Origin of the sequence: Micromonospora sp. NBS 11-29, assembly GCF_002140155.1 — a bacterium.
Taxonomy (GTDB): Bacteria; Actinomycetota; Actinomycetes; order Mycobacteriales; family Micromonosporaceae; genus Micromonospora.
This window is the reverse complement of the sequence record NZ_NAPR01000007.1, coordinates 1,190-13,498: the sequence shown is the minus strand read 5'-3', so window position 1 is coordinate 13,498 and position 12,309 is coordinate 1,190. Positions and strand designations below refer to the sequence as shown.

The 12,309-nt window shown below is 65.9% G+C and carries 7 protein-coding genes and 1 pseudogene; 5 read left to right on the top strand and 3 right to left on the bottom strand.

The annotated features are described in order from the left end of the window. Positions 1 to 446: 446 nt before the first annotated feature. Positions 447 to 998 carry a hypothetical protein gene (locus B1205_RS10325; protein ID WP_140157999.1) on the bottom strand — a complete coding sequence of 184 codons (552 nt, stop codon included), beginning with the start codon at positions 996 to 998 and terminating at the stop codon, positions 447 to 449. Between the two features lie 352 nt (positions 999 to 1,350). Next, complete coding sequence (gene ggt, locus B1205_RS10320) at positions 1,351 to 3,153, bottom strand: gamma-glutamyltransferase (RefSeq protein WP_089155413.1); 1,803 nt, start codon at positions 3,151 to 3,153, stop codon at positions 1,351 to 1,353. 1,063 nt (positions 3,154 to 4,216) lie between these two features. Between ggt and B1205_RS10310 the strand changes: the two genes are divergently transcribed. The 5 genes from B1205_RS10310 to B1205_RS29000 all read left to right on the top strand — a co-directional run bounded on the left by B1205_RS10310 (position 4,217) and on the right by B1205_RS29000 (position 11,378). Next, complete coding sequence (locus B1205_RS10310; protein WP_089155412.1) at positions 4,217 to 4,534, top strand: hypothetical protein; 318 nt, start codon at positions 4,217 to 4,219, stop codon at positions 4,532 to 4,534. A 789-nt stretch (positions 4,535 to 5,323) separates the two neighbouring features. Beyond that, entirely contained in the window at positions 5,324 to 6,841 is a 1,518-nt protein-coding gene (locus tag B1205_RS10300; RefSeq protein ID WP_089155410.1) for an ATP-binding protein, read from the top strand. Positions 6,842 to 6,918: 77 nt separating this feature from the next. Further along, positions 6,919 to 7,827 carry a PD-(D/E)XK motif protein gene (locus B1205_RS10295; protein ID WP_089155823.1) on the top strand — a complete coding sequence of 303 codons (909 nt, stop codon included), beginning with the start codon at positions 6,919 to 6,921 and terminating at the stop codon, positions 7,825 to 7,827. Next, the gene (locus B1205_RS10290) at positions 7,824 to 10,793 is read left to right on the top strand and encodes a Z1 domain-containing protein (protein ID WP_089155409.1); all 2,970 of its coding nucleotides are present in this window, start codon (positions 7,824 to 7,826) and stop codon (positions 10,791 to 10,793) included. Before B1205_RS10295 ends, B1205_RS10290 begins: the two co-directional genes overlap by 4 nt. Before the next feature lie 321 nt (positions 10,794 to 11,114). Continuing rightward, entirely contained in the window at positions 11,115 to 11,378 is a 264-nt protein-coding gene (locus tag B1205_RS29000) for a DNA cytosine methyltransferase (protein WP_140157998.1), read from the top strand. Here the strand turns inward: B1205_RS29000 and B1205_RS10285 are convergent. Beyond that, positions 11,378 to 11,620: pseudogene (locus tag B1205_RS10285) on the bottom strand (NrdR family transcriptional regulator); the annotation flags it as partial. The gene B1205_RS29000 and the pseudogene B1205_RS10285 sit on opposite strands and share 1 nt — an antisense overlap. Positions 11,621 to 12,309 lie beyond the last annotated feature (689 nt).

Genomic DNA, 12,309 nt, shown 5'->3' with positions numbered 1-12,309 from the left:
GGTCAAATCCTGGTGCTCCTCGATGCCCAGGGCACGGAGACAGGACGTTTGCGTCCCGCGAACTAGGGCCTGTGTCGAAGTCGGTCACAGCCACTCGTTGATGGCGGCGAGGTGGATGGTGGCCCGCCCGGGCCCAGGGATCGCGAGGCACAGCAACGGGCGGGATCGTCGTGCTCCCAATCTGCCCCCAAACTTGAGGGGCAACGGCGGAAAAGCCCGTTACCGGCGATTCCGGTGACGGGCTTCCGACCTGCATCTATCTACGGTGGGCGATACTGGGACCGAACCAGTGACCTCTTCGGTGTGAAAGAATGATCAGTCGCCGATGAGCTGGGCGAGCAGCCGTGGTGAGCTGCCGGCACAGTCCACCATCGTCCGTAGGCGTCCGGCGTCGATCGCCCCGTTCGTCACCCAGTTGTTCACTCAGACGAGCGCTTCATGCGTCATCACAGGTCTTCATCGTCTTCGTCTGGTGGCAGGTCGGCTTGCCACCAAATCCGTATCAGATACTGCTCCATGCCGGAGTGCTTTCGTTGCAGGTCGGCGATGCGCTCATCGTCGCCGTCAGTGCCCATCACCCTCAAAATCTCGCGGAATGCCTCGTCTGCCTGCTCACGCCCGCGATGAAACAGCGCGACCGCATACCGGCCAGGCCCCCTTGGCGGGTCAATGCCAGAAATGGCCGTGCCGAAGATGTCGCCAATCTGCAAATTGCCGGTAGGACAATCCAGGTCGAACGTCAGGGGACCCGTCCACCCGGACGCGCTCAGGTCATCATCGGGGGCCTCGTTCCAGATCTCCACGTCGGCTCGTACCTTGATGAGGTCCTGGCTCACGACGATGTAGATCTCGTATCCGGTGCTCGCTGCCACATTCTTGTTGGCCTCCCTGATAGCGGCCGTTGAGCCCACGGCGGCGTCGCAATAGACGTCACGTAGGACGACCATCCGGTAGTCCGGGCTTAACGTCAGGCCATGACGGCTGTGCCGGGTCGGCATGGTTGCTCTCCTACGAACGGCCGGCAGCTCGATACCCTCACACGGTAACCAAGAGCAATTTGCGGAACATCTTGCCATCCCGNGGCCCGCCACGTCAAGCGGACCGCACGTACGGACGCTGGCGGGTCGGGCGGTGGTCTGCTCGGCTCGCCCGGGTCGTCGGCTGACGGGATGGCTGCGCGCAACCACCTACGGACCGCAACGCGCAGACGGAGCCCGGCCATCCTGGAGTCGTTGCGCCCCCGCCGGAGGCGCACTGACCGCGACCGGTCCACCGCCGCGACTCGCCGCGCGGACCCAGCGTGGAGCCGCAGCCGCGTATCCGGGTGGCGCGACGGTGGCGGACGGTCGATCAGTGGTGCGACCGGCTGAGCACGGCCGCCGCCCCGCCACCGCGGCGTTCCGGCTCAGCCACGGCCAGCATCTGGCCGCCGCGGAGGAACTCGATACCGGTCGCGGCGCCGATCTCCGAGGTCGCGGTGAAGGCGTGCCCCGGCGGGAGACCGTCGGCGTACGAGGTGATGAAGGCGGGCTCGGCCTGCGTCGCCGCGCCGTTTCGTTGCGATGCCCGCGGCGCGGCCAGCGCCTGCGGCAGCGACATGCCCAGGTCGATCCGGTTGACCAACGTCTGCAGGACGGTGGTGATGATGGTGGCTCCCCCGGGCGAGCCGACAGCCAGGAAGGGTCGTCCGTCCGCGAGCACGATCGTCGGCGACATCGAGCTACGCGGCCGCTTACCCGCGGCGGGCAGGTTCGGATCGGGCGCGCTGCCCTGGGTTGGGACGAAGTTGAAGTCGGTCAGCTCGTTGTTGAGCAGGAATCCCCGCCCCGGAACGACCATCCCGTTGCCACCGGTCGCCTCGATGGTCAGCGTGTACTCCACCACGTTGCCCCACCGGTCGGCGACGGTCAGGTTGGTCGTGCCCGTGCGGTCGTCACGGATGTCCGCGGCGGGGGCCGCCGGGCATCCGCCGTAGCTGCCGTCCGGGACGCCCGGGTCGACCGGCTTGGGCAGCGCGGCTGCCGGATCGATACGGCACGCGCGTTCGCCGGCGTAGGCGTCGCTGAGCAACTCCCGCAGCGTCCGGCGCGGGGTGCCGTCGCCGACATAGCGATTCCGGTCGGCGAACGCCAGCGCGCTGGCTTCCAGGTAGTGGTGCAGCGCCTGGCTCGTGGTCATCGATGCCAGGTCGAAGCGTTCGAGGATGTTCAGGGCCTCCCCGACCGCGGTGCCGCCGCTGGATGGCGTCGCCATGCCGTACACCTCATAGCCGCGGTAGTCCGAGCGGGTCGGTACGGGCGAGCGGGTGCGGTAGGAGGCGAGGTCGGTGGTGGTCATGGCACCTGCGCGGACCGGATACGGCCACGCCGCGCCAGGTTGCGCGACCGTCGGTGGGTGCTGCACGGTGGCGAGCACATCCCGGCCGATCTGACCTCGGTAGAACACGTCGGTGCCCCGCTGCGCGATGAGGCGGTAGGTGGCGGCGAGGTCGGAGTTGCGCAGGGTGGTGCCGACCGCCGGTGGCCGGCCGCCCGGCAGGTAGAGCCCACTGGTGGAGCTGAACTGCGCGAAAGCGGCCTGGTTCGCGGCCACTTGACCGGCGAACGTCTCGTCAACGGTGAAGCCGGTCCGCGCGACCCGTTCGGCGGGCTGCAGCATCTGCGCCAGCGGGCGGCTCCCCCACCGGTCCAGTGCGTCTCGCCAGGTCAGCAGCGTGCCCGGGACCCCGACCGACAGGCCGCTGATGCGGGCGGCGTCGAAGGGATACGGCTGCCCGGTGGCCGGGTCGACGAAGAGGGTCTCGGTCGCTGACATCGGAGCCGTCTCGCGACCGTCGATCGTGTGCACCCGCCTGGTCCGGGCGTCGTAGTAGACAAGGAAACCGCCGCCGCCGATGCCCGCCGAGAAGGGTTCGGTGACACCGAGCGTCGCGGCCGCCGCCACCGCCGCGTCGACGGCGTTGCCGCCACGCTTCAACACGTCGAGTCCCACCGCCGTGGCGGTGGCGTCGACAGTGGCCACCGCTCCTCCGTAACCGACGGCGACGGGCTGCTTCCGGGGTTCGGCGGCCCGCGCCCGGGCGGGAGCGGAGATCCCGACCGTCCCGACAGACGCCAGAACCGTCGCCGCGGCAACGAGGGCCGAAGGTCTCATGCGTTCTCCTCGGATAGACGCGAGCGGATCTACTTGTTCCTACCGGCCACACGGAGGATCGGCAAGCGGTGCCGGACCGGTGTGCTGCTCCGGTTGTCCATCGGTGTCGGCCATAGATCTGTCGTCTGATGATTCAGATGCGGTTGGCCTGCCCTCGCGACCTCCCATGTCATCGGCCGGCCGTTTTCCTGCTGGCCCCTGGCCAAGCTGCGCGACTACTTGATCGACGCGCGGGCTACGTCGCGGCGGCCAACGTCGAGACGATCCGGCGGATCCTGCACGAGCGAGGGGTGTCGTGGCAGGCCACCAAGACGTGGAAGGCCAGCACCGACCCGGACTTCACGAGCAAGAGGCACCGCATCCTGACCTCTACGACCACCCGCCCGCCGACGGCAGGTGCTATGCGTGGCCGAGTTCAGGCCGCTGAACCTGCAAGACCGCCCCGGCCGGGCCTGGCAACCTCGCGGACAGCCGGTGCGGCTGAGGACCACTACACCCGTGACCAACGCGTGCGGCACATGATCGCCGCCCTCGACCTGGCCACGGTAAGGCCCGGGCGGCTGCACGATCTTCGGCGTGTCCACGGAGGAGATCGCCGCTCCCGCACGTCCTGCCATACCTTTCCCCCGGGCTTCGGTATGACCGTCGTCGTCCGGGTAGCGGTCGGCCGCCGGGGCGTTTGGCTGCACGCCGCCGCGTGTATACTCACCGAAATGATGCCGGCGTGCGCTCCCCTATGCCGCGCGGGCTCGTGGCCGCGCGGCCCGGCCGGCTGCCGGCCCACCCCTCACCGGCTAACCCGTCTGTCGTTCTGCGGCGGCCCCTTGGGCTTCCCGCTTCCGCGCCAGCCGCCGGGCGTGTTGCGTGGCCGGAGTCGGAGCGCCAGCGGAGCGACGGACGCGCGCCCAGGCGGCGGCGCGTGCGGCCCGTTGCGGGCCGCCTTGATAGACGTACAGAAAGTCCTCCCACACAAGCCGGCAGTCAGCCCGGCCTCGCACGACAACGGGGTCCGCGTCGCATAGGCCACCCCACCGTTTCGTCGCCGCCCTGCAAAGATGACGGCATGGACCGCTTCGAGGGCCGGTGCTGGCTGGACTGGTGGGCGGACTCATCCACCGTCCTCGGCAGCGTCGAGGTGGCCATCGTGATTGCCGCCGCCACCGGCGACTGGGAGGCCGACGGTCGCCTGGTCAGCGCGAGCAACGAGGACCGCGAGGCGTTTGCGTTCCTCTGCGAACTCGATCCGGTCTTCACGCTGCGATTCGAAGACGGAAGCGTTCTCGCCGTCACCGTGCTTCCCACGGATGGGCATCGCCGCTTCAGCCTCACTGAGTACACCGGTCCCGTTCAGCGAGCGGTCGTCAACCGCATCGCTCTATAGGCAGCACCGAATCTGATTGGCTCGACGTTAGTTTCGCGTTACGTTGACGTGTCGGCACCCAGTGCTACTCTGACGCTCGTCGAGCACGCCAGCGCGGCTTTCCCGCCGGATCGCTGCACTCGACGTCGGAGATGCCGAGCGGCCTTCCTTGCGGGCCACGTCCCGCCGGCTCTCGACCACTCCGGCCACCATGCCGGCCTGAATCCACTAAGCGGCCCAGTACGGCCTTCCCCGCCGTCCACGATGGCCCGGATTCGTTCGTCTCCACGGGTGGGGCAGCCTGCGGCAACCATCCGCGCCACCTACCGCCCCGAAGAAGACGACGAACCGGCAGACACGATCACCCTCGGAACCCTCACCTACCTCGGCTCCGGCTGGCTCACCGAAGGCGACGCGCTCCTGGCCAACACCGCCGCCAGACAACGACGTGAAAGCCCCTTCCCTCGCTCGCGTGGCGGACGCACCGCCCGCCGGCCCGATTGTGTTCCTGTCATCAGCCCTGCTCTGCGCCCAATGCACCGAACCCATGAACCCTGCAGCGGGACCCCGTCGGCGTGCTGGGCTACCAATCCGTCCCCGGCTGCGGAGCCGGCCACTACCCGCCAGACCGCTGGTTCACCGTGTCGGCCGTGCCGTGCTGGCCAACGCGCCGCACCTCATCACCCACCCAACCGGGGTGGAGGCCCCCGAACTTGCCGCCCGCCACGCCAACCGGCCGATGCGCGCCCCCGGCCCGACCAGATAGAGTCTGACGTCAACTGCAGGGTTGAACCTGGGTAAGGAACTGAGTTGCCGACGTGGCTAGAAGAAATTCCAACAACGGGTTCGGTGAGCCTGCCCCCTGATCCGCACGCACTTGACGGCCTTGGCCGAAATCATCGCATCGAGACGGCTCTTGCAGACCTTGTCGACAACGCTGTCGACGCTGCCTCGAGCGAGGTGATTATCAGATTCGTGCAGCGCCGTGGGCGCTTGAGCTCCTTATACGTTGCCGATAATGGACGTGGCATCTCCTCCGAGCTAATTGACTCCGCCATGACCGTCGGTGGGCGGCGTAACTACCAGAACGGAAGCCTTGGCAAGTTCGGCGTTGGCATGAAAGGCGCATCATTTAGCCAGGCTCGCGGCCTGACTGTTCTGAGTCGCCACGCCAACGGCGAGCTCAACGGTCGCCGATGGTCTCTAGGTGACATCTCAAACTTCCGATGCCATGTCGTGCCAACCGACTTCGTCGACTCCGAGCTCGCTCAAGAATGGGGTTTCCGAGCAGCCGGCGCAGGCGGCAGCACGGTCATCCGCTGGGACGACATCACTGGATTCACGGTGACGGACGACCCTGACCGCGTGCAAAAGTTCCTCAGCGCGAGCATCTCCAGAATCCTTGACCACCTTGGGTTGGTGTTTCATCGTTTCCTGACCCGAGGATCCTTGCGGATAGCCATCGATGTCGCTGACGCCGATCGCGCAATTATTGGCGCGCCTTTCGAAGTCGAGCCGATCGATCCGTTCGCCTACCACCACACTGGTCACCCGGGTTACCCCAAGACGCTCGTGGCAGAGCACGACGGCCACAGCGTGGCGTTCAACTGCCACATCTGGCCCGGCCGCTCAAAGTCCCCGAACTTCCGCCTACACGGCGGCGTCGTTGAACGACAGGGTCTGTACTTCTACCGAGCTGATCGGCTGTTGCAGGCTGGCGGCTGGGATGGCCTGACCGCTGCCGACGCCCGGCTACAGCTCGCCCGCGTCGCCATCGACATCACCGATGACGTGACCGGTCTGTTCTCGATGAACCCCGAGAAGTCACGAGTGACGGTTGGGCCGGACTTCGCCCACCTCGCCGAAGCCGCTCGCGATGACGACGGCACCCGCATGGCCTCCTACCTTCGGGAGGCCGAAGCCACCTACAAACAATCACGGGAACGCCGCCGAGACCGGCGGCGGATGCTTCCCCCCGGCAAGGGATTCGACCCCCTCCTTCGAAGGGCAATCAGCGACGAGGTCCCGTTCGTGCCCGGCGAGGACCCCATCGACATCAGATGGCGCCGCTTTCAGAGCCTCGACCTGTTTGCCGTGGATCGCGAGAACCGCACCTTATGGCTCAACGACCACTACCGCCCTGCCGCCACGGGCAGCGGACGCGGCGGCCTCAACGATGCGCCCTTGATGAAGGCTCTGCTGTACCTCCTTCTCGAGGACACGTTCGAGGGCGAGTACCTCGGCGCGAAGGACAAGGACAACATCGCCATGTGGCAGGAGATTCTTACGAGCGCCGCCCGATCCCAGCACGCCCGCGGCGCAACCTGATGATCCCCGCTAGGCAGCACCTGAGCATCGCTGGCTTCCGTGAATACCTCGCCGCTGGCGTTCCCATGGCGCATCCGATGGGCAAGAAGCCTCCCCTGACCCTCACGATCGATCCAGAACATCGCGCCATCACCCTGCAGGGGCCGCTCGCGGATCGCGAAAGCGTTCCGCGATTGCGCCTGGAGCACCTCAGCGTGCAGCTATCGCCTCGCGATCCTGGCCAACTGCAGGTCGTGATCACAGATGCGGCGCTCTTCGTCGACGCCTATCCCATCCTCTGCGCGATAGCAGATCGCGCCCAACTGGACGGTAAAGGATTCGGAGCCGCCGTCACAGAGACGCTTCGACTGCTCACGCGGTTAATGGGACACAGCCGATCCATCTCCCGGGAGCATGAGCTGGGCCTCTGCGGCGAGCTGCTGACCTTGATTGGCGCCTGCCGACGGCTCGGCCCGCAGGCCGCTGTCTCCTCTTGGCGCGGGCCGCACGGCGAAGAGCACGACTTCGCCATCGCGGACGTCGACGTCGAGGTCAAAACCACCGCCTCGGAAAGCCGCTCGCACTGGATAGGTTCGCTGACCCAATTGCAAGCGACGCCGCCGACGCCGTTGTGGCTCGTCTCCCATCAGCTCACCGAAGCCGGCCCGGGACAGGGCTGGAGGTTGAGCGAGCTCGTAGCCGCCGCCCGAGACGCGGCCGCCGGCTCGACCGCCGGCATCGAGCTCGATGCCAAGCTCGCTATGGCAGGCTGGGCCGAGCCGTTCGATGAGCTGTGCGTTACGCGTTGGCGGCGGCGAAACCGGACGCGCGCCTTTCTCGTCAACGACGGCTTTCCGAGGCTCACCGCGCGCCAGCTGGCCATCACGGGATATGACTACAGCCACGTCACCGACGTCAGGTACCGCATCGACTTGTCTCACCAAGAGGCGGGTGCGCCCATCCCGGAGCCGCTCGCCGACGTCATCGCCACCGAGGTGAACCCATGACCGAACTCTTCACGACCAGCTACCGCGAAGCGCTTAAGGCCATGGATATACGCGGACCCCGGCGTCTGCACGCGCTAGCGGCGGCGCTGACCGAGGACCAGTCGATCAACGCCGACGACGACAGCCTCTGCGCCCACCTCGCGGCCACCGACCCCAACGACAGCCTCCGCAAAGACCTCGCCGTGCGTCTCGCCACCTGGGACGCCGCCGAAGACAGCGCCTGGGCTGATGGCACGCACCACCGCACGCCGCAACGGCGGGAGCGTGTTGTCTCGCTGCTCGGCCTTGGCGACAAAGCAGCTGCGCTGCTGCTCGACTTGGTCCCCATCGCAGCTGCTGGAGCCACGGTCATTGATGGCGATTGGGCTCCGTGGTACACCGAGAGCCTCCGCCGCGACCGTGACTTTTACTGGGGCCACTACCGCAGCCACCTGCTCCACGCCCGCGGCTTCGACCCCGCCGCGGTGGCCGCGCTCGACGCCTCCTCCACCAAAGTGCTGGAGCGCCTCGCGGATCCCACCGCTGCCAAACGCCACCAAGCCAAGGGCCTTGTTGTCGGCTACGTCCAAAGCGGCAAGACAGCGAACTTTACCGGGGTCATCGCCAAGGCCATCGACGCCGGCTACCGGCTGATCATCGTGCTCAGCGGCAGCGCGAACCTACTGCGGACCCAGACGCAGCGGCGACTCGACATGGAGCTCGTTGGCCGCGAGAACCTGCTTAGGGGCATCAGCGAGCACGACACCGAAGCGTTCGATTACCACGCTGATCGAGACTGGCAGGAAGACAAGTTCGTTCGACACGGCGTGCTGCCTCGCGACGTCGGCCAACCCGACGTCGTCCGCCTCACCACGCGAGACTTCGACTACCGAAGCCTGCAGCAGGGCATCAGCGCCCTGGACTTCGAGCGGCCAGATCGGTTTCGTCCGCTGTATGACGACGTCAATCTGAGGGGCAGCCATGCACGCCTGGTCGTCGTGAAGAAGAACAACCTCGTGCTGACCAAGCTAGTCAAGGATCTACGTAAGATCACTACACGGCTCGCCGACATCCCGGCTCTGATCATTGATGATGAGTCCGATCAAGCCTCCCCGAACACCAGCAACCCGAAGAAGTGGGAGAAAGACCAGAAGGAGCGGACCAGCATCAACCAGCGCATCAGCGAGCTGCTGACGCTGCTGCCGCGCGCTCAATACGTCGGCTACACCGCGACGCCGTTCGCCAACGTCTTCGTTGACCCCAGCGACACCGAGGACATCTTTCCAAGCAACTTCATCATCTCCCTCGATCCCCCGCCGGGCTATATGGGGGCAGCTGACTTTCACGACCTCGACACTCACCTCGACGACGCCGAACGCGACTTCGCGAACTCGAAGGAAAAGGCGCACGTCCGTCCGCTCCCGGACGACCCGGACGACGAATCGCATCTTCGGCAAGCCCTCGATGCCTTCGTACTGACAGGAGCGCTGAAGCTCTATCGGCAGGACCGAGGAGAGGGATCCTTCCGACACCACACCATGCTGGTGCACCACGCGATGCACCGCACGGTCCACGGCGACAAAGCCACGGAGGTGCGCAAGCTGTGGGACACCGGCGGCTACTTCGCGCCCGCCAGCGCGGACCGGCTACGCAAGCTCTACGACGACGACATCCGCCAGGTCAGCCACGCGCTCGCGCAGGGAGACAGCTTCCCCGATACCTACGAAGAGCTGACGCCCTACGTCGCGAAGGCAGTCCGCAACATCAGCCAGGGCGGTGACCCAGTCATCGTCGTCAACAGCGACAAGAGCCTCGAGAACAAACAGCTGGACTTCGACCAGCACCATGTGTGGAAGATTCTCGTTGGCGGCAACAGCCTAGCTCGCGGCTTCACCGTTGAGGGCCTCACCATCTCCTACTATCGACGACTGACGAAACAACAAGACACCCTCATGCAGATGGGTCGCTGGTTCGGCTTCCGGCCGCACTACCGCGATCTCATCCGCCTCTACATCAGCCCGTCCCTGCACACCGCCTTCGAAGCGAGCTGCCGCGACGAGGATCACTTCCGGACCGAGCTCCGCCGCTACGGCACCCCCGTGGACGGCAAGTCCCAGCTCACACCCGCGCAGGTGCCGCCTCTCGTCGCCCAACACCTCGACTGGCTCAAACCAACCGCGGCGAACAAAATGTACAACGCCGCCCTCGCCGAACGTCGATCACCAGGCATTGCCGTCGAGCCGCGACGGTGGCCGTCCGATCCCAAGCTCATCGAGTCCAACACCAGAGCGTTCCAGCCACTTCTCGACGCCGCGAAGACTCACGCCCACCTCTACGGGCAACTGCCTTGCGCCGCGAAGCCTGATCACAGCGAGTCGGAAGGAGCACCTGACAGCTGGGACTACCACGCCTGGATCGGCAGGGTCAGCCATCCCGTCCTGCTTAGCGTCTTGCAATCGCTTCGCCTAGCGACAGACGACGCGTTGACGCCCGACCTGCGGTGGCTAAGTTCGCTCACCGACGAGCAAGTCAGCGGCTGGGTCATCATCCTTCCGCAGCACAAAGGCTCAACAGCTGTCCGACGGATCCTGGGACACGACCAGCTCAGCGTCCATACTAGGACCAGACAGAAGCGTGACTACTACGGGGGCATCAGCAAGCTCGAACACCGCGGCCCCGGAGAAATTATTAAACGCGCGCCGCTAACGCCCGACACGTCTCTCAACAACACGGAGATCGGCGAGGAGCAAGCGAGGCGGCACGTCGAACCCCGATCGGGATCAATTTTAATTTACCCGGTCGTTAATCGAGCCAAGGAAGGCCAACAGTCCCTCAGTGGCGCAGTAAACGACGAGCTACGCCCGGATGAGGTGACTTTGGCTTTTCGCTTAGTCGCGCCCGAATCCGCCGTTGGGCGCGACAAGCGCCTTATTTTGTTCGAAGCTATAGTTACCTCGCGCCAGAACGCGGCAATCGTCGATAAATAAGAGTAAGAAAGAGTTGTAAATGCTGTCGTGCAACGCCGGGCCTTCGATAGCGGCCGCAAAACACGACGCCTGCATCTCAAGCGACGGGGGATGTCATTGGTCGCATAGGCAGATCTAAGGCGGTCGCAATCAAGGGCGGCAGGCTGCGCGCGAAGATGCATGGGCCCGGCTCACCCCGTTACACTGGAAGCACTAATTCGTTACATTGAGTAGTTGCTCGAACGGGGCGGGCAGGCAATGCAGGCTACCGGCGATCGGGTTGGTCACAGGCCGGCGTCGCCACTCGTCAGCTTGTCAGAGCAGCTATAGACTGCGGCGAAGATGACGGGCAGTAGAGGACGCGTGGAAACCAAGTCCATCAACGCGGCAGAATTTTTTGCCGGCATCGGGCTCGTGCGGACGGCCCTAGAGCCGCTTGGGGTAAACGTTGTCTGGGCTAACGACATCAAGCAGGCAAAATTCGAGGCATACCATGCCAATTACCCTGATGCCAAAGACCACTTCAAGGTTAATGTTCTGGCAGTTCGCCCGAGTAATCGGAGCTCGGCGGCGCCCTGGGCCCGAATCGTCTCCTCAACCTTCTAAGCGCGCAGCGCGACCGAGTCCTCGTCGGCCGGCCCTGGCACGCCTTGCGCACCCCGCAATGATCTTGGTTGGCTGAACGGCTCGATCACCCCGCTGCACTTGACCACAGCGAGGACCGCCTCCTCGACCGTGGTGAACCGCGTGCCGCACTCCGGGCAGGACCGCCGCCAGGGGATGAGCTGACCGTCGTCAGCCTCCCACGAGTCGACCACCCGGGAGCCAGCACTACGGCAGTACGGCAGGGCGAATCAGCATCCGGCGTACAGGTCGACTCGTCCGTCGCCCACCAGCTCAGAGCCGTGATCAAGGTTCTGAGCTGGCTCTTTATCTGGTGACGTTGGTTGACCTTGGTCATCGTTGGTTGGCGTTTGACGGCCTGGAGACGGCCTGAGTGCTGGCTCAGCGGACCTCGGATACGCCCTCGCCCTGCCTTCGCCTTGAGGGCCTTTCGGTGGCGTGTGGGCTTTGCCGCTGTGCCGCCGGCTGTCGTGGAGGTCGGGCACGTCCTGGCGGTGGGGCTGGTGACGCACTTNGACTGGCGCGGCAGGCGGAGGCCCCGTCCATCCGACCAGATCGAGCCGCCGGCTTCCGTCACGGCCTCGCCGAGGCTGGTTCCTCTTCCCGTGGGGCGGTGTCCCGGCGGCTGTCGGTGGCTCACCGCCCCGGCGCCGTAGGCGGCCGGGGCGGCTTGCCGCCGGCCAGGCTTGCCGCCCCGCACCGCGCGAAGCGCGGTGCCTTGATCCAGAACAGAAGAAATCGGCAGTACCTGTCGGATCACACTTGTCCCGTCACGGGACATGCTTTGACAGTCGCGTGAGTTCCCCCCGCTTTGATGGAGCGGTGGTTACCTGCTGCCGGCTGGCCAGGGGCGGCGGTAGTTGGCTCGGCTGGCTGCGTCTGGCGGGTGTGCCAGGCGGTCTCGTACTCGTTG